At 34.9% G+C, this 26,447-nt stretch carries 20 protein-coding genes, 2 rRNA genes, 1 pseudogene and 2 other annotated features (1 of these 25 cut by a window edge); of the genes and pseudogenes, 7 read left to right on the plus strand and 16 right to left on the minus strand.

Annotation, left to right across the window (positions count from 1 at the left end):
• Together BW731_RS05690 and BW731_RS05695 are read right to left on the minus strand one after the other, a co-directional pair.
• Nucleotides 1–787, minus strand: a 23S ribosomal RNA gene (locus BW731_RS05690) (it extends 2,125 nt beyond the left edge of the window).
• 227 nt (nt 788–1,014) lie between these two features.
• Nucleotides 1,015–2,573: ribosomal RNA gene (locus tag BW731_RS05695) — 16S ribosomal RNA — on the minus strand.
• The 16S and 23S rRNA genes sit together here, the layout of an rRNA operon.
• A gap of 430 nt (nt 2,574–3,003) precedes the next feature.
• Between BW731_RS05695 and BW731_RS05700 the strand changes: the two genes are divergently transcribed.
• From BW731_RS05700 to serS, 6 genes and pseudogenes are all read left to right on the plus strand, one after another.
• Nucleotides 3,004–3,690: a response regulator transcription factor gene (locus tag BW731_RS05700; RefSeq protein ID WP_071457774.1), complete on the plus strand. Its 687-nt coding sequence runs from the start codon at nt 3,004–3,006 to the stop codon at nt 3,688–3,690.
• 235 nt (nt 3,691–3,925) lie between these two features.
• Nucleotides 3,926–4,828 (plus strand): annotated as a pseudogene (locus BW731_RS05705) (sensor histidine kinase); the annotation flags it as partial.
• A 94-nt stretch (nt 4,829–4,922) separates the two neighbouring features.
• Nucleotides 4,923–6,188, plus strand: coding sequence for a serine hydrolase (locus BW731_RS05710; protein WP_079346421.1), 1,266 nt, complete (start codon nt 4,923–4,925; stop codon nt 6,186–6,188).
• Between the two features lie 50 nt (nt 6,189–6,238).
• A complete protein-coding gene (locus BW731_RS05715) occupies nt 6,239–7,525 on the plus strand; it encodes a serine hydrolase domain-containing protein (protein ID WP_079346423.1) in 1,287 nt (428 codons plus the stop codon).
• 2 nt (nt 7,526–7,527) lie between these two features.
• Entirely contained in the window at nt 7,528–7,827 is a 300-nt protein-coding gene (locus BW731_RS05720; protein WP_079346425.1) for a MazG-like family protein, read from the plus strand.
• A 38-nt stretch (nt 7,828–7,865) separates the two neighbouring features.
• Nucleotides 7,866–8,096, plus strand: a binding site (T-box leader).
• 62 nt (nt 8,097–8,158) lie between these two features.
• The gene (gene serS / locus BW731_RS05725) at nt 8,159–9,433 is read left to right on the plus strand and encodes a serine--tRNA ligase (protein WP_079346427.1); all 1,275 of its coding nucleotides are present in this window, start codon (nt 8,159–8,161) and stop codon (nt 9,431–9,433) included.
• 168 nt (nt 9,434–9,601) lie between these two features.
• On the opposite strand, the gene BW731_RS05730 is transcribed toward serS, so the two are convergent.
• The 12 genes from BW731_RS05730 to BW731_RS05785 form a co-directional block, all read right to left on the minus strand.
• Entirely contained in the window at nt 9,602–10,504 is a 903-nt protein-coding gene (locus tag BW731_RS05730) for an L-lactate dehydrogenase (protein WP_079346429.1), read from the minus strand.
• 59 nt (nt 10,505–10,563) lie between these two features.
• Nucleotides 10,564–12,045, minus strand: coding sequence for an IMP dehydrogenase (gene guaB / locus BW731_RS05735; RefSeq protein WP_079346431.1), 1,482 nt, complete (start codon nt 12,043–12,045; stop codon nt 10,564–10,566).
• A gap of 127 nt (nt 12,046–12,172) precedes the next feature.
• Nucleotides 12,173–12,877: a DUF1129 domain-containing protein gene (locus tag BW731_RS05740; protein ID WP_158080165.1), complete on the minus strand. Its 705-nt coding sequence runs from the start codon at nt 12,875–12,877 to the stop codon at nt 12,173–12,175.
• A 23-nt stretch (nt 12,878–12,900) separates the two neighbouring features.
• On the minus strand, nt 12,901–14,001 hold the full coding sequence (ychF, locus tag BW731_RS05745) for a redox-regulated ATPase YchF (RefSeq protein WP_079346435.1): 1,101 nt from the start codon (nt 13,999–14,001) through the stop codon (nt 12,901–12,903).
• A 34-nt stretch (nt 14,002–14,035) separates the two neighbouring features.
• Nucleotides 14,036–14,221 (minus strand): DUF951 domain-containing protein, encoded by a 186-nt coding sequence (locus BW731_RS05750; RefSeq protein ID WP_071457782.1) that lies wholly within the window; start codon nt 14,219–14,221, stop codon nt 14,036–14,038.
• Between the two features lie 97 nt (nt 14,222–14,318).
• Nucleotides 14,319–15,203: a ParB/RepB/Spo0J family partition protein gene (locus BW731_RS05755; RefSeq protein ID WP_079346437.1), complete on the minus strand. Its 885-nt coding sequence runs from the start codon at nt 15,201–15,203 to the stop codon at nt 14,319–14,321.
• The gene (locus BW731_RS05760) at nt 15,187–15,957 is read right to left on the minus strand and encodes a ParA family protein (RefSeq protein WP_079346439.1); all 771 of its coding nucleotides are present in this window, start codon (nt 15,955–15,957) and stop codon (nt 15,187–15,189) included. Before BW731_RS05760 ends, BW731_RS05755 begins: the two co-directional genes overlap by 17 nt.
• A 58-nt stretch (nt 15,958–16,015) precedes the next feature.
• Nucleotides 16,016–16,735 carry a 16S rRNA (guanine(527)-N(7))-methyltransferase RsmG gene (gene rsmG / locus BW731_RS05765; RefSeq protein WP_079346441.1) on the minus strand — a complete coding sequence of 240 codons (720 nt, stop codon included), beginning with the start codon at nt 16,733–16,735 and terminating at the stop codon, nt 16,016–16,018.
• Between the two features lie 175 nt (nt 16,736–16,910).
• The gene (locus tag BW731_RS05770; protein WP_079346443.1) at nt 16,911–17,519 is read right to left on the minus strand and encodes a hypothetical protein; all 609 of its coding nucleotides are present in this window, start codon (nt 17,517–17,519) and stop codon (nt 16,911–16,913) included.
• A gap of 75 nt (nt 17,520–17,594) precedes the next feature.
• On the minus strand, nt 17,595–19,502 hold the full coding sequence (gene mnmG, locus BW731_RS05775; protein ID WP_079346445.1) for a tRNA uridine-5-carboxymethylaminomethyl(34) synthesis enzyme MnmG: 1,908 nt from the start codon (nt 19,500–19,502) through the stop codon (nt 17,595–17,597).
• 13 nt (nt 19,503–19,515) lie between these two features.
• Nucleotides 19,516–20,910: a tRNA uridine-5-carboxymethylaminomethyl(34) synthesis GTPase MnmE gene (gene mnmE, locus BW731_RS05780; protein ID WP_079346447.1), complete on the minus strand. Its 1,395-nt coding sequence runs from the start codon at nt 20,908–20,910 to the stop codon at nt 19,516–19,518.
• A 214-nt stretch (nt 20,911–21,124) separates the two neighbouring features.
• Nucleotides 21,125–22,765 (minus strand): peptide ABC transporter substrate-binding protein, encoded by a 1,641-nt coding sequence (locus BW731_RS05785; protein WP_079346449.1) that lies wholly within the window; start codon nt 22,763–22,765, stop codon nt 21,125–21,127.
• A gap of 122 nt (nt 22,766–22,887) precedes the next feature.
• Nucleotides 22,888–23,126: a binding site (T-box leader), on the minus strand.
• A 167-nt stretch (nt 23,127–23,293) separates the two neighbouring features.
• Here BW731_RS05785 and BW731_RS05790 point away from each other — a divergent pair.
• Entirely contained in the window at nt 23,294–24,679 is a 1,386-nt protein-coding gene (locus BW731_RS05790; RefSeq protein ID WP_079345715.1) for an ISNCY family transposase, read from the plus strand.
• A 166-nt stretch (nt 24,680–24,845) separates the two neighbouring features.
• Here the strand turns inward: BW731_RS05790 and jag are convergent, their stop codons facing one another.
• Entirely contained in the window at nt 24,846–25,601 is a 756-nt protein-coding gene (jag, locus tag BW731_RS05795; protein ID WP_079346451.1) for an RNA-binding cell elongation regulator Jag/EloR, read from the minus strand.
• A gap of 18 nt (nt 25,602–25,619) precedes the next feature.
• Nucleotides 25,620–26,438, minus strand: a complete 819-nt coding sequence (locus BW731_RS05800; RefSeq protein WP_079346453.1) for a YidC/Oxa1 family membrane protein insertase — start codon at nt 26,436–26,438, stop codon at nt 25,620–25,622.
• Between the last annotated feature and the right edge of the window lie 9 nt (nt 26,439–26,447).

Raw genomic sequence — 26,447 nt, forward strand, 5'->3', positions numbered from 1 at the left:
AACGTACGTGGGTTCGGTCCTCCAGTGCGTTTTACCACACCTTCAACCTGGACATGGGTAGGTCACATGGTTTCGGGTCTACGACAACATACTCATTCGCCCTATTCAGACTCGCTTTCGCTACGGCTCCGCTTCTTCAGCTTAACCTCGCATGCTATCGTAACTCGCCGGTTCATTCTGCAAAAGGCACGCTATCACCCATTAACGGGCTCTAACTTCTTGTAGGCACACGGTTTCAGGTTCTATTTCACTCCCCTTCCGGGGTGCTTTTCACCTTTCCCTCACGGTACTGGTTCACTATCGGTCACTAGAGAGTATTTAGCCTTGGGAGATGGTCCTCCCGGATTCCGACGGAATTTCTCGTGTTCCGCCGTACTCAGGATACTCATAGGTGTGTTGTCAATTTCGTCTACGGGGCTTTTACCCGCTACGGCTGACCTTTCCAAGTCGATTCGACTATCCACAACAGCTACCACAGCTGAGTCCTACAACCCCAACAAGCAAGCTTGTTGGTTTGGGCTGTTTCCGTTTCGCTCGCCGCTACTAAGGAAATCGATTTTTCTTTCTCTTCCTGCAGGTACTTAGATGTTTCAGTTCTCTGCGTCTACCTTCTAATAGCTATGTATTCACTATTAGATAATATCCTATAAAAGATATTGGGTTCCCCCATTCGGAAATCTCCGGATCATAGCATACTTACTGCTCCCCGAAGCATATCGGTGTTAGTCCCGTCCTTCATCGGCTTCTAGTGCCAAGGCATCCACCGTGCGCCCTTATTCACTTAACCTTTTCTAACCTTATGGTTAGCTTTTTTTAATTAATGACTAACTAGCGATAGATAATCATTAATACATTTCACAGTTCTTTTTAAAGAAACTGTTCAACGCGGTGTTCTCGGTTTATGTTGATGTCTAACTTCAACTATCCAGTTTTCAATGAACAATTCGTTTGAGAGTAGACCTCTCAAAACCGAACAAAGTAAAGACAAAATGTGTTTTCCGTAATTTTCCTTAGAAAGGAGGTGATCCAGCCGCACCTTCCGATACGGCTACCTTGTTACGACTTCACCCCAATCATCTATCCCACCTTAGGCGGCTGGCTCCAAAAGGTTACCTCACCGACTTTGGGTGTTACAAACTCTCGTGGTGTGACGGGCGGTGTGTACAAGGCCCGGGAACGTATTCACCGTGGCATGCTGATCCACGATTACTAGCGATTCCGGCTTCATGTAGGCGAGTTGCAGCCTACAATCCGAACTGAGAACAGCTTTAAGAGATTAGCTAAACCTCGCGGTCTCGCAACTCATTGTACTGTCCATTGTAGCACGTGTGTAGCCCAGGTCATAAGGGGCATGATGATTTGACGTCATCCCCACCTTCCTCCGGTTTGTCACCGGCAGTCTCGCTAGAGTGCCCAACTGAATGATGGCAACTAACAATAAGGGTTGCGCTCGTTGCGGGACTTAACCCAACATCTCACGACACGAGCTGACGACAACCATGCACCACCTGTCACTTTGTCCCCGAAGGGAAAGCTCTATCTCTAGAGTGGTCAAAGGATGTCAAGACCTGGTAAGGTTCTTCGCGTTGCTTCGAATTAAACCACATGCTCCACCGCTTGTGCGGGCCCCCGTCAATTCCTTTGAGTTTCAGCCTTGCGGCCGTACTCCCCAGGCGGAGTGCTTAATGCGTTAACTGCAGCACTGAAGGGCGGAAACCCTCCAACACTTAGCACTCATCGTTTACGGCGTGGACTACCAGGGTATCTAATCCTGTTTGCTCCCCACGCTTTCGAGCCTCAGCGTCAGTTACAGACCAGAGAGTCGCCTTCGCCACTGGTGTTCCTCCATATATCTACGCATTTCACCGCTACACATGGAATTCCACTCTCCTCTTCTGCACTCAAGTCCTCCAGTTTCCAATGACCTTCCTCGGTTGAGCCGAGGGCTTTCACATCAGACTTAAAAGACCGCCTGCGCTCGCTTTACGCCCAATAAATCCGGACAACGCTTGCCACCTACGTATTACCGCGGCTGCTGGCACGTAGTTAGCCGTGGCTTTCTGGTTAGATACCGTCAAGGTGATAACAGTTACTCTATCACTTGTTCTTCTCTAACAACAGAGTTTTACGATCCGAAAACCTTCTTCACTCACGCGGCGTTGCTCGGTCAGACTTTCGTCCATTGCCGAAGATTCCCTACTGCTGCCTCCCGTAGGAGTCTGGGCCGTGTCTCAGTCCCAGTGTGGCCGATCACCCTCTCAGGTCGGCTATGCATCATGGTCTTGGTAGGCCGTTACCCCACCAACTAACTAATGCACCGCGGGCCCATCCATCAGCGACACTTAAAGCGTCTTTTATGATCTCGCCATGCGGCAAAATCAATTATGCGGTATTAGCACCTGTTTCCAAGTGTTATCCCCCTCTGATGGGCAGGTTGCCCACGTGTTACTCACCCGTCCGCCACTCATTTCTTTTCGGTGGAGCAAGCTCCGGTGAAAAGAAATGCGTTCGACTTGCATGTATTAGGCACGCCGCCAGCGTTCGTCCTGAGCCAGGATCAAACTCTCAATAAAAAGTTGATAACATCTTACGATGTTTAAGCTCATTTGTTTAAAACTTGCTAGCGAATTGCATTCACTAAATATGGTTTGTTTCTACATAGTAGAAACGCCCTACACATTTGGTTTGTCTTACTTTGTTCAGTTTTCAAAGGTCTAAACGTCGTTGCCGTAACAACTTTTATATCATAACAAAACAATAAGTTGTTGTCAACATCTTTTTATTATTTTTTAAAATTAAAAATAAATAATATAGGAAGCAACCAAATGATAATAACACGCATAACATTGATTCGTCAACATATTTTTAAAATTATTTTTAATAAAATAACAACTCATTTAATATACTACTTATTTAAAAAAAAGTAAACATATTTTTTAATTTATTTTTTATTTTAATTTATTTGATACAATGGGTAATATAAATAATTAGGAGGAATTCAACATGCAAATACTAGTAGCTGATGATGATAAAGAAATTGTTGAACTATTAAGCATCTATATAAAAAACGAAGGATATGACGTTGTTAAAGCTTATGATGGTAAGGAAGCTCTTAGTAAGATTATTACAAATCCTAACATCGCATTATTAATTCTTGATATTATGATGCCAAAAATGAACGGATTAGAAGTCGTTAAAGAACTAAGAAAGGAATCTCAAATTCCTATTATAATGTTAACAGCTAAAACAACTGATATGGATAAAATACAGGGATTGATTACAGGTGCTGATGATTATGTTACCAAGCCATTTAATCCTTTAGAAATTATGGCACGTGTAAAATCACTACTGAGAAGGACTAATATGCAAGTCCAATCTGAAGAACCTGACTTATTAGAGGTAGGACCTTTAATTATAAAAAAAGATTCACATGAAGTTGAAACTGATCAAGGTGTAAAAATACAACTAACAGCTTTAGAGTTTGGCATTCTTTATTTACTTGCTAGTCATCCAAATCGTGTGTTTAGTGCTGAAGAAATTTTTGAAAGGGTATGGCAACAAGAAAGTTTAGTTTCTGCGAAAACAGTCATGGTTCATGTTAGTCACTTAAGAGATAAGATTGAAGAAGCTACTAATGGCGAGAAAGTAATCCAAACAGTTTGGGGAGTGGGGTATAAAATTGAGGGATGATGAAAAAAAGAATCGTATTAAGCTAACCTCAAAGGAAACTAGTGAATTAATAATAGAAGGTATCATTACGATTATTTTACTGATCCTTCTGAATTTAGCACTATATATTCTCATCGACCAAATAGTAAATACTTCATTACCTATTGATGAATTTATGTGGCATATACAATATAATATCTTTTATGATTCCAGTCCCCCGATGTTTTGGCAAAAACCATTAATATTTATAATGGTTTTAGCAGATATTATTATACTATATTGGCGCCTAATTCGACGCTTCAAGCAAATGCAACAACAACACATTATTAGCGAGTTACATTATATTTCAAATGGGCATTATAACCATCGTATTCCCTTTGAATTAAAAGGTGACTTAGGACGACTAATAACTAGTATTAATGCCCTTGTCGATAGTACGGTTGATGCATTAGAAGAAGAACGTCGAATAGAACAATCAAAAGATGAATTAATTACCAATGTTAGCCATGACATACGGACACCTTTAACTTCTATCATTGGTTATCTGGGTTTAATAGAAGAAGGAAAATACCAAAATGAAGATGAATTATTGAAATACACACACACTGCCTACTTAAAATCAAGACAGATGAAAGTATTAGTTGATGATTTATTTGAGTATACTAAAGTCAGACAATCGAATGTTCCGTTAAATGCTATTACATTTGACATGAATCAATTAATTGAACAACTTACTGTAGATTATGAACTCGAAGCATCAAAAAAAGAAAAGTTAATAAATTTTATACCTCAAGAAGACTCATTAATGATGATAGGAGATACCGAAAAATTAGTAAGAGTGTTTGATAATCTTCTATCTAATGCTTTGAAATATGGTATTAACGGTTCACAAATAATTATAACATCTGATAAGATTGGAAACGAAGTAGTTATTGTCGTAAAAAACGATGGTGATCCTATACCTCAAGAAGCTTTAGACCATTTATTTGATCGTTTTTACCGCGTTGAAGAGTCTCGCTCACAACAAACTGGAGGTACTGGTCTTGGGCTAGCCATAGCTCAAAGTATTGTTGCTCTTCATGGTGGCTATATATACGCTAAATCAAATAAAAATTGGACTTCTTTTACTATACATCTACCTTTAGCACCGGCACAATAACCTAAACATTTTTAGAGTCTTTAATGAACCTATTGTTTTATACAATATAATTTGTTAAATTAGGTTCAGTTAAAAAATTAGGAGTGTACTATCTATGACACAATCAAACAAATACAAATATAAGGTAGTCATCTTACTTATTATTTTGTCAGTATTCCCAATTCATGTGTTAGCTGCAAGCAACGAACTTGATGTTCCAGCTAAATCTGCTATTGCGGTTGATTTTGACACGGGCAAAATTTTATATGAGAAAAACAGTAGTGAAGCACTACCTATCGCTTCAATGACAAAACTGATATCTGCCTATCTTGTATACGAATCAGTAAAAACTGGAAAAATAAGCTGGAATGATTCTGTTCCTTTTGATGACACTCTTATCAAATTGACTGAAAACCCTGACTTATCAAATATTCCTATAAAAAAAGAGTTAACTTATACTGTTGAAGATAGCCTTAAAGCCATGCTCATTTCTTCAGCTAACGTTTCTACTACCGGTCTCGCCAGACTAATATCTGGTACCGAACAAGCTTTTGTTGACCAAATGAACCTTAAAGTAGATGAATGGGGAATCAAGGATGCTAACTTTATCTCTGCATCCGGCCTTGATACTCAAGATTTACCAAAAGAAGATCGATATCCTAACTCAAAAGATGACGATGCCAACATGATGTCCGCAAAAAGTATGGTCATTGTCGCAAAACATTTGATTACTGATTATCCAGAGGTATTAGATATTACAAAGCAATCTCACTATACTTTGTTTCAAGGGACTAAAGATGAACAAACTTATTGGTCTTCAAATTTGATGTTGCCTGATTTATATTACTATACTAAAGGTGTAGATGGACTAAAAACTGGGACAACCCCTAATGCAGGTGCTTGTTTCATTGGCTCAACCGTTCAAGATGGACATCGCATTATAACTGTTGTCATGAATGTTGATGAGAAGTATAGTCGTTTTGAAGTCACAAGAAATATTCTAAACTATATTAAAACATATTGGGAATACCAAGAAGTTAACAGAGCTGGTTCAAACGCTATTGTTGAAAAATTAGATGTACCTAATGGAAAAGTTGCAACTGTTCCTTTAATTATAAAAAACTCAAGTTCTTTATGGGTAAACAAGCAAACAAGTGAATTAAAACAAGTGTTTAACCAAAAAAACGATAAACTTTCGGCACCACTTCAAAAAAATGATATCGTTGGGCAGCAAGTAACGACCGATATAAACGACAAGCTTGGCTATCTCGATCAAAAAGACACTGGGCAAGCAACTAGTGATGTGATGACAAAAAATGACGTACTAAAAGCGAATATTTTTGTCAGAGTATGGCGATCAATAAAGAACAGCATACAATAATGCTGTTTTTTATTTTATTAATTCTATGAATAGAAAAAGAGGAATAGCTAATGAAAAAATCACGTATGGCATATGATAAATTAAAAAGAAAACAAAAATGGATAGGTTTGTTATTCTTCTTGATTGGAAGTTTAATCACCATTAGTATCATTATTACAGTAATAGCATTGTACCCTAACGAATTGACATCTCTTGTAAAAACACACGCGACATCTCAATCAACTTCTAGTTCTAGTACATCCGTTGACGATAAACCCACATCTACTGATTCGTCAGAACCGTTACAACAAACTCATACATTTACTCCTAGAACTAATTTTGCCGAAAATGCAGAGACTCCACTTCTACTAAAACCATTAAAAGACAAACTAGAACAAGATATTGCATCTAGAGAATTATCAGGAACTTTACTAGCAATTAAAAATAATCAAGTTGTAATGTACAACTCATTTGGTTATGCAACTGATGTCCCTTGGAAGGCCCAAGAAAGCACTTATATGATTGCATCGATTCAAAAATTTTATACAGCATTACTTATATCGACTCTCATATCAGAAAATAAATTGTCATTAGATACTACTTTAAATAAATTCTTTCCGGAAATACCCGGTAGTGATCAGATTACAATTGATAGTATGTTATCTATGACATCAGGATTGAAAATTGATTTTTATAAAAAACCCAAAACTAAAGATGAATGGAAAGAATATGTTTTAAAAAATACTACTAATACATATTCTAATACTTGGACATACTCACCAGTTAACTACACTCTACTTGCAATGATAATAGAAAAATTAACTAATAAAACGTATGAAGAATACTTTAATAACACAGTTAAAGTACCTTTGAATTTAAAGCAAACAGGTTTTTATTCAAAGGAAATCCAAAATATTAATCTAGTTCCTCCATATGAAGAGAATGGGACACAAAAAAAAGATTCTAATGAGGATTATATATATATAAGAGAATTAGGTACTGGAAATATGTATGTTTCTCCAAAAGATTTTGCTATAGTTGTACAAGCTTTGATGGACGGTAAATTTGGTGATATTACATCTATTGAAAATATGTGGTTAAAACCAGGGCAATTTGATCAGACATTTTATAAATCAGGTTTATACAGAAAAAGATTAAATCAAAATGATTCTATTATTTTTTGGGGACATGGGGTTTTTAGAGGATACGAACCTACTGTGATATTTAATGATGATGCTAGCGATATGATCATTTATTTTAGTAATCAATACTTATCGAATAAATCAAATACGATTGCTACTCAAGAATTTTATGATATCCTCTCTTCACCTATAACATTCAATGAAGGGAATTCTTAAACATGAATCTAAATAGATTAATCGATTTATCTAAAAAAGAACCAAAATCTCTGGAAGAAATGGGATTAAAACTAGCTGAAGAAACTGGTGAGGTAGCCGAAGCAATTTTAAAATATAAAAAATCCAGTGGCAGTCAATACAAACATGGTACATTAGACGATTTAAAGGAAGAGTGTGCTGACACTTTACTTGTAGCTTTATCCTTATATTTTCAACTAGAAGGTAGCTCCATAGATGAACTAAACAATATCATTGAGAAAAAAGCTGGGAAATGGGAAAAGCACATGCAAATTAAAGAGTAGTTGACATCGCTACGAAAAATGGCTATAATTTTTGATAAATAGACTAAATATGAAAGACTAGTATTTATTGTGTGTGTTTAAAGAGAGTTAGCGGTTGGTGTGAGCTAATAACAACAAATAAAGAATCCACTTTCTATGATTATCTAACGAACTCATATGAACTAAGTTAGGTCGGCAAAATAGCAAACCGTTAAAAATTGCTTCTTATAGAGACAATTATTTTGTCTAAAATTTGGGTGGTACCGCGAATTCAAACTCTCGCCCCAGAAGGTCATAGGCTTTCTGGGGTGAGAGTTTTTTATTTATTTAAAATATTAAGGAGGAAATAATAATGTTAGATTTAAAATTTATACGTCAGAATACTGAATTAGTCAAAGAGAAATTAATGACACGTGGTGTTGAAGGAGAAAAGATTGATGAATTTGTTCATCTTGACCAAGAACGCCGTGATAACTTAGTTAAAGTCGAAACATTAAAAAAACATCGTAATGATGTATCACAAGATATCGCAAAATTAAAACGCGAAAAACAAAATGCTGATGATAAAATTCAAGAAATGAAACAAGTTGGTGAAGATATCAAAGTGCTGGATGAACGTATCAACACAATTGATGAACAACTAGAGTATATCGCCCATACCTTACCTAACTTACCAGCCGAAGGAGTTCCAATTGGTAATGCTGAAGACGAAAATATTGAATTAAGAAAATGGGAAACACCAAAACAATTTGATTTTGAGCCTAAGCCTCATTGGGAAGTTGCGGAAGAATTAGATATTCTTGATTTCGAACGTGGGGCTAAGGTTTCTGGTAGTCGATTCCTTTTCTATAAAGGTGCCGGAGCAAGATTAGAACGTGCCGTATATAACCTAATGCTAGACACTCATATCTATGAACATGGATATACTGAAATGATTCCACCATACATTGTTAATGACAAATCAATGTTTGGTACTGGACAATTCCCTAAATTTAAAGAAGATGTTTTCCAATTAGAAAACTCAAATTACACATTAATCCCAACAGCAGAAGTACCATTAACAAACTATTATCGTGATGAAATCTTAGATAATGATACCTTACCTGTTTACTTCACTGCTTTAAGTCCTGCTTTTCGTTCAGAAGCTGGTAGTGCTGGTAGAGATACTCGCGGATTGATTAGATTACATCAATTCAACAAAGTGGAAATGGTAAAATTCAGTAAACCGGAAACATCTTATGAAGAATTAGAAAAAATGACAAATAATGCTGAAGCTATTCTACAGAAATTAAATTTACCATATCGTGTCATTGTATTATGTACTGGTGATATGGGGTTCTCAGCAGCGAAAACATATGATATCGAAGTTTGGATTCCAGCTCAAGAAACATATCGTGAAATCAGTTCTTGTTCTAACTGTGAGGATTTCCAAGCAAGACGTGCGAAAATTCGTTACAGAGACGAAGAAGAAAAAGTGCAATACGTTCATACACTTAACGGATCAGGTTTAGCGGTCGGACGTACTGTTGCAGCTATTTTAGAAAACTACCAAAATGAGGATGGCAGTGTGACTATACCAGAAGCACTTGTACCTTATATGGGTGGTATGACTAAAATTACTAAATAACTTAAAAAGATGACTAATAGTCTTTAAAATCAAGAAGTTAACCCAAAAATAACTTTTCAAGTGAAAATCACTCAATTAACAAAACAAAAATCCCATGAAGTCAGTGTTTTACAAAACTGTTTTCATGGGATTTTTCTATTTAAAGACTTGTGGGTCAAACTCTTTTACTTAATGATTGACATATTTTTTTACTTTAGCAATAGATTGTTCAAATAATACCGTCTCTTTAGATGTTAAGTCCAAAGATAATGATTTAATAATTCCTTTTTTTCCAATAAAAGCAGGATACCCTATATGAATATTTTCTACTTCATGATAGATAGATAAAGGGTAAATTCTCTTTTCGTCTTTTAAAATAGACTGAATCAATCGTGATACCGTTGAAGCTATCCCAAAACTAGTCCAACTTTTACGTTGATGAATTTCCCATCCACCTAAACGAGTTGCCTCTTTCATTTCTTCTAATTCTTCTTCAGATAATTTAGTAAATTCTAGTAATTTTTGCGTACCCACTGTGACACTTGACCATGCCACAAATTGACTTTCTCCATGTTCACCTAACACGTATCCCCCGATTGATTGGCCAGAGATACCTAATTTTTCACCAACCACTCTTTTCATACGAATCGTATCTAAACTAGTTCCTGTACCAATCACACGATGAGCTGGAAAGCCACTTTCACGATGAACAAGTGTTGTAATCACATCACATGGGTTTGTAATGACTAAAAAGATACCTTTAAAGCCACTAGCAATCACTTTAGGAACTACTTGTCGAATAGACCTAGCATTATCAGATAGCTCAGACACGCGATCTTCATTATCAATAGACTGACTTCCTACACTAATGACTATAATATCCGCATCATTTAAATAACTGTACTCATGTAATAAAATAGTTGTTTTTACCTCTGTCATCATCATACTATCTGTGAGTTCTAAATATTCTGCTATTACTTTTTCTTTGTTTTTATCAATTAACACTAATTCATCTACTTGACATTTTGTACATAAGGTATAAGCAATATCTGACCCAACATGCCCTAATCCAATAATTCCAACTTTACTCAAATATAATCCCTTCTTTCTAAAAAAAGAGGCAGGAAAATCCCGACCTCTTTTAATCCATTTTATGAAATTGAATAGTTTGGTGCTTCTTTAGTAATTTGAACATCATGAGGATGAGATTCTCTTAAACCAGCGCCACTCATTTCAACAAATTGTGCGTTGTCTCTTAGCTCTTTTAAGTTACCAGCTCCAACATAACCCATTCCGGCACGTAAGCCTCCCAGCATTTGGAAGATAATATCTTGTACACTACCTTTGTACGCTACACGACCTTCAATACCTTCGGGAACTAATTTGTTTGCTTCATTAACAGAACTTTGGAAATAACGGTCACTTGACCCTTTTTCCATAGCTCCTAAAGAACCCATTCCACGGTATGTTTTAAAACGACGACCTTGGAAAATTTCAAATTCACCTGGAGACTCATCTGTTCCAGCTAGCATTGAACCTAGCATGACAACATATCCACCAGCAGCTAATGCTTTTACGATATCTCCAGAGTACTTAATACCACCATCAGCGATGATTGTACGACCATATTCACGAGCGACACCTGCTGCATCATAAATAGCTGTTAATTGTGGGACACCAACACCTGCAACAACACGTGTTGTACAAATTGAACCTGGGCCAATTCCGACTTTCACAACATCTACACCAACGTCATATAATGCACGTGTTGCTTCAGCAGTCGCAACGTTTCCTGCAATTAATGTGACATCTGGAAAGGCATCGCGAATTTCTTTAATTTTACGTATAACTCCCGCGCTATGTCCATGAGCAGTATCAATAACTAACGCATCAACACCAGCTTCAATTAAAGCACCGGCTCTCTCAAATGTATCACTTGTTACACCAACAGCTGCTGCAACTAATAAACGACCATGTTCATCTTTTGCGGCATTAGGAAATTCAATCACTTTTTCAATATCTTTAATCGTGATTAACCCACTCAAACGACCTTTAGCATCTACGATAGGTAATTTTTCAATTTTATGTTGTTGTAAAATATTTTCTGCATCTTTTAAAGATGTTCCAACTGGCGCTGTGACTAGTCCCTCTTTAGTCATAACATCCCTAATCATTAAATTATAGTCCGTCACAAAACGTAAGTCACGGTTTGTTAAAATACCAACTAATATTCTATTTTCTAATGTATCTACAATGGGTACTCCACTAATACGATATTTAGCCATTAAATGTTCTGCATCACTTACTTTATGCTCTGGTGTTAAAAAGAACGGATCGATAATAACGCCACTTTCAGAACGTTTTACTTTTCTTACCTCATCTTTTTGTTGTTCTACACTCATATTTTTGTGGATAACACCTAAACCACCTTGTCTAGCCATAGCAATTGCCATTTTACTGTCTGTAACAGTATCCATACTAGCACTCATAATTGGAATATTTAACTTAATCTTAGATGATAATTCTACACTTAAATCAACATCGTTTGGTAACACGTGACTTTCAGCTGGAATTAATAGAACATCATCAAATGTATACCCTTTTTTTGAAAATTTAGTTTCCCAATTTGACATTAGAAATTCGCACTCCTTTAATTTTGTTTTATTAACAAACTTACCAAATAATCTATCATTCGTCAATCTTATGCAAACGAAAAACCAAACAAATTTTCTTTAAAAAAATGTTTGGTCTTCTTATTTTTTAAGGACGTAAGAACATACTTCCTTGAATATTGTATTTTTTCTTTAATAAGTAACGGATACCAAATGCTACCACACCTAAAATAAGCGTTAAAACTGGGTCAAGTGAAGGATTGATTGCATGTGGGATAAAAGCAGATAATGAAAAAATCATTAACCATGGGATAAAACATAGTGCCATAATCCCACCTGTCTTCCATACACCAGGTCGTTTACTTCTATCAGCTCCTGGCATATCGTATATATAAATATAACGATAGATTAAGTAAAATGATAGACCACCTGACATCGCACCAATCGTGATACTTAATATGCCTTGTGTCGGTTGTGGTGATTTAGATACCATGGTTAAGATACCTGTCATAACTGATAAAAAAGTAAATAGCAATAAGCTATTATCTAACCACATCGAACCAAAATTGGTTTTAAGTGGCGCTGCTGGCTTTGTTGTTATAAATACAACAGCTTCTGTTGGCGTACCATATAGGTGCTTCGCTGTCAGACCAGTTTTTTGTCCTTCTATAAGTTCTTTTAACATAGTATTGAATGTTTCTATTTTTTGGCGTTCATCAACTTCTACGCCTTCTTCATCAAGTATCTTTTTTAAATCAAATATAAACTGATCATTTTTTTTAGTTAATTGTTTTTCTAATTCACGGTTTTCTGCAACTTTTTGTTGCAATTCTTCATTTGTTAACTCAGACATACTCTTGTCACCTATTCTTTCCATTAAACATTAAAACGGAACAACATTACGTCGCCATCTTGTACAACGTAATCTTTCCCTTCTAAACGTACACGTCCAGCATCTTTTGCTGCACTCATGCTGCCATATTCTTTTAAATCTATAAACGATACAGTTTCAGCACGGATAAAGCCACGCTCGAAATCTGTATGAATAATACCCGCACATTCCGGCGCTTTCATCCCTACTTTAAATGTCCAAGCACGTACTTCTTGTTCTCCAGCTGTAAAGTAAGTTGCTAACCCTAATAAATGATACGCTGTACGAATTAATTTATCTAAACCTGATTCTTCAATACCTAGTGCTTCTAAAAAATCTTTTTTATCATCTTCATCAAGTTCAGCTATTTCTTCTTCAGCTCTTGCACATACAGTAATCACTTCTGCATTTTCAGTTGCTGCAAATTCTTTTACTTGTTTGACATAATCATTATTTTCAACATCTGCTATCTCATCTTCAGCCACGTTGGCTACATATAATACAGGTTTAGTTGTTAATAGGAATAATCCTTTAACAATTGGTAATTCATCATCTGTAAATTCAATCGATCTAGCAGATTTACCCTCTTCTAATACTGGCTTGATTTTTTCTAAAACAGCTAGTTCTGCTACTGCTTCTTTATCTTTTGTCTTAGCTATTTTTGAGACACGAGCTAGACGTTTATCAACTGATTCCAAATCTGCCAACACTAACTCTAAATTAATCGTATCAATATCAGCTAATGGATCAACACGTCCTTCAACGTGTGTGATATTATCATCATCAAAACAACGCACGACATGACAGATAGCATCAACTTGACGAATGTGACTTAAGAATTTATTTCCTAACCCTTCACCTTTACTTGCTCCTCTAACAATCCCTGCAATGTCAGTAAATTCAAATGTTGCAGGTACTGTTTTTTTAGGCTTTACTAGTTTTGTTAATTCTTCCAAACGATAATCTGGTACTTCTACCATTCCCACATTTGGATCAATGGTTGCAAAAGGATAGTTAGCCGCTTCTGCACCCGCTTTTGTAATTGCATTAAATAAAGTTGATTTTCCAACATTAGGTAATCCAACTATTCCGGCTGTTAATGACATATTTATTTCCACTCTTTCTCTTATATTCTTTAAATTAGTCTTCTTTTTTCTCTAATACTTTTTTCATTTTTTTCTCAAATTCTCGTCGAGGCATCATGACAATATGCTGACAATTTAAGCATCTTATTTTGATATCCATTCCCATACGAATAATTTCCCATCGATTCGTTTGACAGGCATGTGGTTTTTTCATCTCGACAACGTCACCTAAATCATACATATGAACATCTCTCCTCGATTTTTGTCATACTACGTGATATATCTTAACACAATTTTATTATATTTATACTAGTTTTCATGTGATTTTTGATACTAAATCAATCAAATTGAATGTCTAAAATATCTAAAATTCTAGTCAAATCGGAATTAGATAAATATTCTATTTCTATTTTACCTTTTCCCTCTTTTTCTTGAATACTAACACTCGTTCCAAATTTATCCATTAGTCGCTCTTCACTTTCAATAATATAATATGGCTTTGGAATGTGTTCTTTCTTTTTAAAAGAATCTTTTTTAGTTGCATCATTCATCTGGTTGACAATTTGTTCCAATTGTCGAACTGTTAATCCTTCTTTAATTGCTCTATTTGCTACAATTAAAATGTCTTCTTTTTTCTTCAATCCTAATAACGTTCTAGCTTGTCCCATTGATAGAGACTCATTTTGTACTAAATCTTTCACTACTTTAGGTAAACTTAATAAACGTAGGTAATTTGCTATATATGGGCGACTCTTACCTAATTTTTCAGATAGCTCAACTTGTGTTAAATCAAGATTTTTCATTAACATTTCATAAGCTTCTGCTTCTTCTAACGGATTTAAATCTTCTCTTTGCAAGTTTTCTAGCACAGCTACTTGCATCATACGTGCTTCATCAAACTCGCGTACAATCGCTGGGATTGTTTCTTTACCAGCAAGTTTCGATGCTCTAAAACGGCGTTCACCTGCAATAATTTCATAACCTTTAACAGATGACTTTCTTACTATAATAGGTTGAAATACACCTGATTGTTTAATAGAATCGGCTAATTCTTCTAACGCTTTTTCATCAAATGTTTTACGAGGTTGATATGGATTTGGTCTTAAATCAGATAGTGGTAACTCTTGAACCGTTTCAGATTGAATGTCAACCTCTTCTATTGTTGATAAATCTTGAAATAATGCATCAATTCCTCGTCCTAATCCTTTATTCGGCTTGCTCACGATTCATCACTTCCTTTGCTAGTGCTTGATACACTTCTGCACCTCTAGATTTTGGATCATAATCAATAATCGCTTTACCGTGACTTGGTGCTTCAGACAATCTTACATTTCTTGGAATAATAGTGTCATATACTCGCTCTCTAAAATAAGTTCGTACTTCTTCTACTACTTCTGAACCTAAATTCGTTCTAGCATCATACATCGTTAACAACACGCCTTCTATACGTAAATCTGGATTAAAATGTTTTTGTACTAAACGTATCGTATTTAACAATTGGCTTAATCCTTCTAATGCATAATATTCACACTGAACAGGAATTAAAATGGAATCACTCGATGTAAATGAATTGATTGTTAAATGTCCTAACGATGGTGGACAATCGATTAATATATAATCATATTTATCTTCCACTTCTTTTAGAGCGAGTTTTAATCGTGATTCTCTTGCCATCATAGATGTTAACTCAATTTCTGCTCCAGATAGTTGAATTGTCGCTGGTGCGATATCCATTCCTTCTCTATTCGTTTTCTGAATGACTTCAGTGATGGGAACTTCATTAACTAAGACATCATAAATGTCTTGAGATACATCCGCTTTGCGTATGCCTATACCACTTGTCGCATTTCCTTGTGCATCCATATCTACTAATAATACTTTTTTTCCTTCGTACGCTAAACACGCACCAAGATTGACTGTAGTGGTCGTTTTACCAACTCCACCTTTTTGGTTTGCTACAGAAATAATTCTAGCCATAATAGGTCCCTCCGTTTCTTACTCATTGTGTCTAATGATTCATCAGGCACCTTTATTTTTATACTAATGGTTTTTTATTTGGTAATCCTGCTTTACGAGGATATTTATTTGGTGTAACTTTCTTTTTATCTATTTCAATAATAAATCGTTCATCTTCTGTTATAGGCAAACTAACCTCATGTTCTGATACAACTTTGCCACCAAGTGTTGCTATTGCTTTTTTAGCTTCAACTAATTCTTCCTCACTTTTAGCAGCTTTCATCGCTAAAAATTGACCGTCTTTTTTTACTAACGGTAAGCATAATTCTGCTAATACATTTAGCCTAGCTACTGCTCTAGCTGTCACTAAATCAAATGTTTCACGAAACTCTTTATTTTGTCCAAAATCCTCTGCTCTTGAATGATATAAATTAACTTGTTCTAATCCTAATTCGTTAGTAAGCTCTCTTAAAAAATTAATTCGCTTATTTAAAGAATCTACAATTGAAATTTCCATATTAGGAAAAGCTATTTTTAGTGGTATACTAGGAAAACCTGCTCCTGATCCAACATCGCATAAACTTAAACCATCTCTTGTCATATCTCGTTCAAAAGCTAATGTTAGTGAATCGTAAAAGTGTTTTAAATAAACATCTTTTTTTTCAGTAATTGCTGTTAAGTTGATTTTCTCATTCCATTCAACAAGCCGTTTGAAATACAATTCATACTGAGCCATTTGCTCGTCATTTAACTCTATCCCATATTCTTTCAAACTATTTTTAAACTCTTCTGGGGTCATCTTCATTCTCCTTCATGTGAAACAAAATAGTGTTTCACGGATAAATACACTTTATCGTATCTACCGAAAAAGTTCAATGGCGAGAACTTGTTTTTAATAAAAAAAGCAAACTTAACTAATACATAAGCTTGCTGTTAATCTAATATTATTTCCCAAATGTTTCACGTGGAACATTTTAACTTGTTCGAATATTTTCAAAATACGTTCTTAAAAAACCCACTATTTTTACTCTTTTTTCATCAATAGAATCTAGTGTTGATTCAATATCTCTAATAAAACTATTAATTGAGTCTTGTGTTACATCTTCATAATAAAAATAGTTATATCTTCTTTGTTGAAATTCTCTCAATTCTTTTATTAACTGTTTAAAATCTCTAAACAGTCCCTCTTGTATAAATGGTTCATATTGATTTAGTTTGCTATCTAATTCATTTAAATAATCACTACTTTTCACTATTCCTTCTTGAATTAATTTAATATAAGTTTCTTCTAAACTTGTTTCCGTATTCTCCTGTAGCAACTGTAAACTACCTTTCACACTTTTAGTTTTATCGATTGTTTTTTGCAATAACTCAAACAAATTCCAAAACAAATTGTATTCTTTTTCATATTGCTTTTGTGTCATGAATATAAAGCTTTCTTGTTTAGCAGAAAGTTTACTAATATCTTTATCTTGTTTTACTTGTTTTTCTGTTATTTTTTTATTTATCTGATTAGTTAAGTATATGGAAAAACTACTTAATAAAATAGCAATAATTCCAATAATAATTGATACACTCGTCATAGTATTCACCTCTAACTCTATTATATCAAAGTATCGTTCCTTTTGTGATTTATTTGAAATAAAAAAGACCTATTGCTAGGCCTTTTCACTGTCTATCTTTGCTATTCTTCCTTGTTCGATATAAACCATCAAAATGCTTATATCTGAAGGATTAACGCCACTTATTCGACTTGCTTGTGCAATTGTTTCTGGGCGGATTTTTTCTAACTTTTGAACTGCTTCTGTTGCTAAGCTGTTTATTGCTTTATAATCAATATTTTCTGGGATACGTTTTGCTTCCATACGTTTTAGTTTTTCAACTTTATCTTTGGCTTTTTTAATATATCCTTCATACTTCACTTGAATTTCTACTTGTTCAATCACATAACGAGGAAGTTCTTTTTCAGGACTTGGAATAAACGCACTCACATCATAATAAGTTATCTCTGGTCGTTTTAGAAAGTCACGAGCTAATATACCATCTTTTAATGGTGCTAACCCTCTTTCTTCAAGGAATGTTTGAATTTCTTGTGTTGGCTTCAATCTAATCTTTCCTAAACGTTCTAATTCATTTTCTACCATCTCTTTTTTCTCTTGATATTGAGTAAAACGCGTATCATCAACTAACCCGATTTCATGTCCCATATCTGTTAAACGTAAATCAGCATTATCATGACGTAATAGTAAACGATATTCAGCACGAGATGTTAATAAACGATATGGCTCATTTGTTCCTTTTGTTACTAAATCATCTATCAATACACCTATATAAGCATCACTTCTTTTTAAGATAAACGGTTCTTTACCTTGAATTTTTAAAGCAGCATTTATTCCTGCCATTAATCCTTGACAAGCAGCTTCTTCATACCCTGATGTTCCATTAGTTTGTCCTGCTGTATAAAGACCTGAAATCTTCATTGTTTCAAGTGTTGGACGTAATTGATGGGGCACAACGACATCATATTCAATGGCATAACCACTACGCATAATTTTAGCTTGTTCTAACCCTTCAATACTCTGAACCATCTCTTTTTGCACATCTTCTGGTAATGACGTTGATAATCCTTGTACATAGACTTCTTCAGTATGTTCTCCTTCTGGCTCTAAAAAGATTTGATGACGTGGTTTATCACTAAAACGCACAATTTTATCTTCAATGGATGGACAATATCTTGCGCCCACTCCTTCCACAATCCCAGTAAACATAGGCGCTCGATGTAGATTGTCACGAATCAATGTGTGAGTATCTAAATTCGTGTAAGTTAACCAACAAGGTAATTGATCTGTCAGATAGTTTTCATCATGACTCTCAAAGCTAAAATGATTTGGTTGCTTGTCTCCTGGTTGTTCTTCTGTCACCGAATAATCAATTGTGCTTGATTTTACGCGCGGTGGTGTGCCCGTTTTGAATCGTTCAATCTCTAAACCAATCTCTTTTAAGTTATTTGCTAATCCGATAGACGGTAGTGAATTGTTGGGTCCTGATGAATATTTTAATTCACCAATAATAATTTCTCCACGTAAAGCAGTTCCTGCTGTAATGATGACTGCCTTACTTGTATATTGTGTTCCTGTACTTAACTCAACACCATAACACACATCATCTTTGACTAATAATTTTTCAACGATTCCTTGTTTGACTACCAGATTATCTTCTTTTTCTAGCGTATGTTTTAATTCAGATTGATATGCATGTTTATCCGCCTGTGCTCGTAAGGCCCTTACAGCTGGACCTTTACCTGTGTTGAGCATACGCATTTGAATATAAGTTTTATCAATATTTCTCCCCATCTCTCCACCTAACGCATCAATTTCGCGCACCACTACTCCTTTAGCTGGTCCTCCGATTGATGGATTACATGGCATAAAACCAATCATATCTAAATTCAATGTCACAAGTAACGTACTCATGCCCATTCTCGCTGCTGCTAACGACGCTTCAGAACCCGCATGACCACCACCAACGACAATGACATCATAATCTCTTATTTCAGTATTTTCCATTACGTTAATCTCCTTATTTTCCTAAACAGAACTGACTAAATAACTGGGTAATTAATTCATCTTGAACATTCTCGCCCATAATTTCCCCCAGTAAATCCCATGCTCTTGTCATATCAATTTGCAACAAATCAACAGGCATATCAACTTCGATCCCTTCTAACACTTCATCAAGAGCCATATCAGCTTGTTCTAGCAATGCTACGTGTCTTGTGTTAGAAATATATGTTGCATCTTTTTCAGATGTATTAGAAGCAAAGAATGTGTCTTTTATTAACTGTTCTAATAAATCAATACCTCTACCTTCTAAAACTGATATCGGTAAAAATGGTGTTTCGCCTAATAAATTTTGTAATTCATTTTTATCTAATTTATTTGGTAAATCATTTTTGTTCAGTAATACAATACGTTGCATATCTTTTGTTAAAGAGATTAACTCACGATCCATCTCTGTAATAGCTTCACTTTGGTTTAACACAAGTAACACTAGATCTGCTTCAGATAATGCTTTTCGACTTCTTTCAACACCAATTTTCTCAACAATATCTTCTGTTTCTCGAATCCCTGCAGTATCAATTAATTTTAATGGTACACCACGAACATTGACAAATTCCTCAATAACATCTCTAGTTGTTCCTGCAATATCAGTCACAATCGCTTTATCTTCTCGTAATAAGTCGTTTAAAAGACTAGACTTACCAACATTTGGGCGTCCTATTATTGCTGTTGCTAATCCTTCTCGCAATATCTTTCCTTGTGTTGCTGTTTCTAATAAATGAGCAATGTCTTTTTTTACTTCAAGTGCTTTTTCTTTCATGATTTTAGTCGTCATCTCTTCGACATCATCATACTCAGGGTAGTCAATATTAACCTCTACTTGTGCTAAGGCCACCAACAATTTTTGTCTTAATGAATGAATTAACTGTGATAAACGACCATCTAATTGTCCAAGAGCTAAATCCATTGATTCACTTGTTTTAGCCTGTATTAAATCCATTACAGCTTCTGCTTGAGATAAATCCATACGACCATTTAAAAATGCACGCTTCGTAAATTCACCGGGTTCTGCTAATCTTGCTCCCTGTCTTAGTAATAGTTGTAAAATCTGATTCGCTACTACCATCCCACCATGACAATTAATTTCTACAATATTTTCGCGTGTAAAAGTCTTAGGCTCTAACATCACGGAATACATCACTTCGTCTAACACTTGATTCGTTTTAGGGTCTTTTATGTGTCCGTAGTGAATCGTGTGAGTAGGTACTTTTGTTAAATCTTTTTCTTTATAATTCGTCACACTTTGAGCAATTGTCACCGCATCATCACCACTCAAACGGACAATACTAATGGCGCCTTCACCTGGAGGCGTTGAAATGGCAGCAATCGTGTCAAACTCTTTAGTAATATTCATTTTTACCATCCTTTCTTAAAAAGTGCATATAAAAAAGCGCCCACTCCACCCCTTTACCTATGCAAAAAAGCATATACAAAAAAGTAGATAAGCACTTTGACTGCTATCTTATTTATAATCATAAAAATAATAGCATACTCTTAATCTATTGACAATGTATTAAACCGCGAAAAAAATAAGCCACACAAGAAATTTATGACTTATTTTGATGCAATTATTCAGATACTGATGCTGTTCTTAAGTTAAAGTAATCACCATATAAATGATAACTCATTCCTTTAATATTAGGATTAATTAAATAATTTGATGCACTTTGATAAAGAGGTACTTGTGCTGCATTGTCTTTAATTAAGATTTCTTCTGCTCTTTTATAATCTTCAAATTGTTTATCTGAATTATTTGCATTGACTGTTTTGGCATCATTCACTAATTTATCAAATTCCTCATTTTTGTATTCGCCATAGTTATAAGAAGAATCACTCTTATAAAGATTAAAGTAAGAATCTAAATCACTACTTCCAGCAATCCAACCTGAAAGTGACATTTCAAAATCTTTTTTCGTTCTAGATTCTAATAAATTATTCCTTGGTTGAGCTTTTATCTCTACTTTTAATCCCTCTAAACTATCTTCTAATTGACTTTGGACATATTCAGATATCTTTTTACCATTTTCATCATCAGAGGCTAATAACGATACTGTGACCTTATCACCTAAATCTTTTTTAGCTAGGTTCCATTCCTTTTTAGCTTCGTCCAAATTATGTTCTAGATAGTCGCCACTAAATTCACGAAAATCAGTAGACGTTTTAGGATTAGCATATAGATTTCGTGGAATTAGGCCATTTAATGGCTTTGATCCATCATTTAAAACATTCTCTGTTAAGGTCTTTTTATCTATTGCTTGAGCAAATGCTTTACGTAAATGCTCATTAGCTGTCGGTAAATCTTTTGCTTTATTAAAATCTAAATAATAATTGGCCACATCAGAATGAGTAACATATCCCTTATCTTCTTTATTTTGTGCTACATACTGACCTGTGATACGCACTAAATCCAACTCGCCTGATTGATATAGATTTATACCTGTATTATCATCTTTGATCGTGCTTACTTTTACTTCTTCCAATTTTACCGCATCCGCATCGTAATACTCTTTGTTCTTTTTCAACGTCCACGTGTCTGACGTACTATCCCAATCTGCGATAACAAATGGCCCACTATAGATTAAATGTTCGCTATCAATACCATAGTCTTTGCCTTGTTCTTTGACGTATTTTTCATTTTGAGGTGCTAACCAACCAATAGAAACAACCGTTAGAAATGATGGTTGTGCTTGAGTCAATTCAACCACAAATTCTGTTTCACTTGGTGCTGAAATTCCTAATTCAGAAACATCTGTTTTGCCATTTCTAATGTCTTGGCTATTTTTCACATTGTCTAATAAATAAGCATTAGGTCCAATGGTTTCTGGATTGACTAATTTTTTCCAAGCATAAACAAAATCATTTGATGTAATAGGCTCACCATTACTCCAGTTGATGTCTTTTTTCAAAGTAAATTTATATGTTAATCCATCGTCACTAATATCCACTTTTTCTGCTAATCCAGGAATTGGTGTACTATCATCATCAAATCGATATAGCCCTTCAAATAAATGTTGCACCATCGTAAAAGTATTTTTATCCGTTGTTTGTGTTGTGTCTAATGTTGAAATTGGTGCTGGTGAGCTAATTTCTATCACCTGACTTACTTTACCAGTTTCTTTTTCACCACTCTTTTCTTTCATTTCTCCTCCACTACACGCTGTTAATACAAGTGTTGTTAGAGCTAAACCCACAATCCATTTCTTTTTCATTTATTACCCTCCATATTTGACCTATCTTTACAAACGTCTAACTCTTTTGTTTTGGTTGAACATGACAAAATTATGATTAGCAGCTAGAAAAATGTAAACAAAAAAACTCCCATCCTTCTTTATAAAAGGACGAGAGCTTGCCGTTTAGCTATCGCGGTACCACCTTAATTGGCTTTGTAAAAAAGCCCACTTTCCCAGTACTATCATACTGTCACGCTATAACAGGCGTCCCTGAATTGATCTTAACTTATTCAACCAATCTGTTCAAAGGCCATTTTCCTTTTCCTATCACTATCTCTTTCCACCAAGCGAGACTCTCTTTAAGCTATCAAAAAAGTACTTTCCTTATCATCACATTTTGTCAATTAATGTTTGTAAAAGGATTATATCATATAATTTATTTTAGTCAATAAAAAGAGGGATAAAAAAAGTCACACTATCATTCGAAAGTGATAATGTCCTAAGTAGGTCGAAAGACAAAATGTCCCAAAATGATAAAATAACTTTATGAAAAGGATAAATCTAACAATGAATGAAACCAAAAAGTATCAAGTTATTAAAGCTGTCGCTGAAAATAAAAAACAAAAAAAGAGAGCTAGTGTTGAACTTAATTTATCTATACGACAAATTAACCGTTTAGTGAAATCATACAGGGAAAATGGTAAATCAGCATTTGTCCATAAAAATCGAGGGAGAAAAAATAAGCACTCTGTGCCTGAAAAAGTAAAACAACAAATAATCACTAGTTATCAATCGTTTAGTATTAAACCAAATATTAAGCATTTTACTGAAATACTGAAAAACGACCATCATATCTGTTATACAGATACTACAATTAGAAGCATCCTGTACAAAGAAAAAATACTTTCACCAAAGGCTCAAAAAAAGACAAAAAGAAGACTCAAACAATTAATAAAGCAAGAAGGTCAACAAACCAAACAATCAGAGAACCTATTGGTTCCAAGAGCTGAAGACTACCTAGAACTCCCTGAAAAGACCCATCCTAGTCGACCTAGAAAAAAATACAAAGGAGAATTAATTCAATTAGATGCTAGTTCATATAATTGGTTTGGAAATCAAATAACTCATCTTCATTTAGCTATTGACGACGCATCAGGTAATATTGTTGGCGCTTATTTTGACCAACAGGAAACGCTCAATGGTTATTACCATGTTCTTCATCAAATTCTGACAAAACAAGGGATTCCTGCCACTTTTCTAACAGATAAACGAACCGTCTTTGAGTACAACAGAAAATCAACAAAAGCTGTAGAAGAAGATACGTTCACGCAGTTTGGGTTTGCTTGTCATCAATTAGGTATTGACATAAAAACATCCTCTATTCCTCAAGCAAAAGGTCGTGTAGAACGTTTAAATGGGACAGTGCAATCAAGATTGCCTGTTGATCTTGAGATAGCAAATATACATTCTATAGAGGAGGCTAATCAATTTCTATCTGTATGGATTCGAAAGTTTAATCGACAATTTGGTCACAAAACTGCAGAAAGTGTTTATGAAACTTCTCCTACAACAGCTGAAATTAATTTATTACTAGCTACTGTCTCTCATCGTATAGTCGATAATGGCCATCATATTAAGTATCAAAATAAATTTTATCTTCCAACGGAAGGTGGTAGCGACAAATATTTTACAAGGAAAACGAAAGCATTAATTATAAAAGCTTTTAACGGGGAGATTTATGTTAATATAGCAGAAAAAATTTATCCTACTAGACGATTAAAAAACCACGAGACCTATTCAAAAGAGTTTGATGGGGTTTCTTCAGATATAAAAAAAGAAAGACGCAAGTACATTCCACCACAGTCACATCCGTGGAAACTTGAGTCTTTCAAAAGGTATCTTCAAAGTATTGACCGTACTATCGAAGAATATGAGGCTGAAAAAACAGCCTGAAACAAAAAGTACCTTATTTTACCAATAATGGTCACATTAGTGCAAGTTTTACGCAGTAAAGATTGCGCTAATGTGAGCCCTCATTTTGGGACATTTTTATTTTCGATTGACATAAAAAGAGGGATAAAAAAAGTCACACCCATTTTAGGCATGACTAGATAACATCTTATTTTTTTAACTCAACAACCAAATAGCGATGGGGTTCATTACCTTCAGAATGTGTTTTTATATCTTTTTCATTAGACAAAAGGGAATGAACTTGTTTACGTTCAAAGGCTGGCATTGGTTCTAAAAACACTGGCTGGGAAGTATTTCTTACCTTATTGACAGCTTGGTGAGCTAATCTTTTCACCACTATCTCACGTCTTTCACGGTAATCACCGACATTTACAATAACAGTTAAACGATTTTTAACCAATCGATGAATATAAACTTGTGATAAATATTGAATAGCATTTAATACTTTTCCATGCTTCCCGATCAACAAACCTTTTTTGTCTGTATCTAAGTGAAACACGACTTGATTATCATCTCTTTGTACTCGAACCATTGCTGGTGCTCCCAATGCTTTTGTCATGTCTGTTAGATACAATGATAATTCTGTAATCGCGTCATCAAGTGAAACATCTTTTGATGAGGAAACTGGTACTGACTTATCTTCTTCCACTATTTCCGAGTGTGTAACAGTGACAGGTTCTTCAATAACTTCTGTGGCTATGTTGTCTTCTACTACTTCAACAATTTCTTCCACTTCTGGTTCTTTGGCAACAACTGAAACAACGGCTTCTTTCTTACCAATACCTAAAAACCCTTTTTTTCCCTCTTCAATAATGGAGATATCCGCATCGACACGATTTAGATCAAGTGAAGCCAAACCTTTTTTTATGGCTTGATCAACATTTTCTCCTGTAAATGTAGGCATAATACGAACCCCCTCAGTTTATTTTTTTCGTTTTTTTGAAGTATTTGCTTTACGCAATGCTTTTTCTAATTCTCTTTTTCGCTGTTCTTCTGCTTCTTGTTCACGTCTAAGTTTATATGGATTATTAATCAACAACGTTTGTAATACTTGGAACGCATTTGATATTACCCAATAAAGTGATAAACCGCTAGCTAATTTAACACCCATAAATAAAATCATTAAAGGCATCACATAATTCATCGCCTTCATCGCACCTTGAACATTTGATTGGCTCATTGTTGTTAATCTTGTACTAATAAAAGTAAAGATAGCAGCTAGAATCGGTAAGATATATGTTGGATCTGGCTTACCTAGCTCTAACCATAAAAATGTTCCTTGTGTTAATTCTGGTATACGAGAAATTGCTTGCCACAATGCCATCATAATTGGTAACTGAACTAATAAAGGTAAACAGCCTGACAACGGATTAACTCCTGCATCGCTATATAAACGTTGCTGCTCTTCTTGTAACTTTCTAACTGTTTCCGAATCTTTTGATGCATATTTTTCTTGTAACTCTTTTAATTTCGGTTGTAATTCTTGCGTTTTACGCATACTTTTTGTTTGGTAATGCATCAATGGTAATAGAATAATTCTAATAATAATGGTAAAGATGATAATCCCAATCCCTGGATTTCCAAAAGATAACGCTTTAATTGCCTCACCAAAATAATACACAATATATCTATCCCATACACCAGCACTACTTTGATTGATTTCCCCTGTACCACATCCTGTCAAAATCAAGACAAGAACAAACATGGACAGAATAAACACCCATTTTTTCTTATTTTTCACTGACTAACC

Source organism: Vagococcus martis (genome assembly GCF_002026305.1).
Taxonomy (GTDB): Bacteria; Bacillota; Bacilli; order Lactobacillales; family Vagococcaceae; genus Vagococcus; species Vagococcus martis.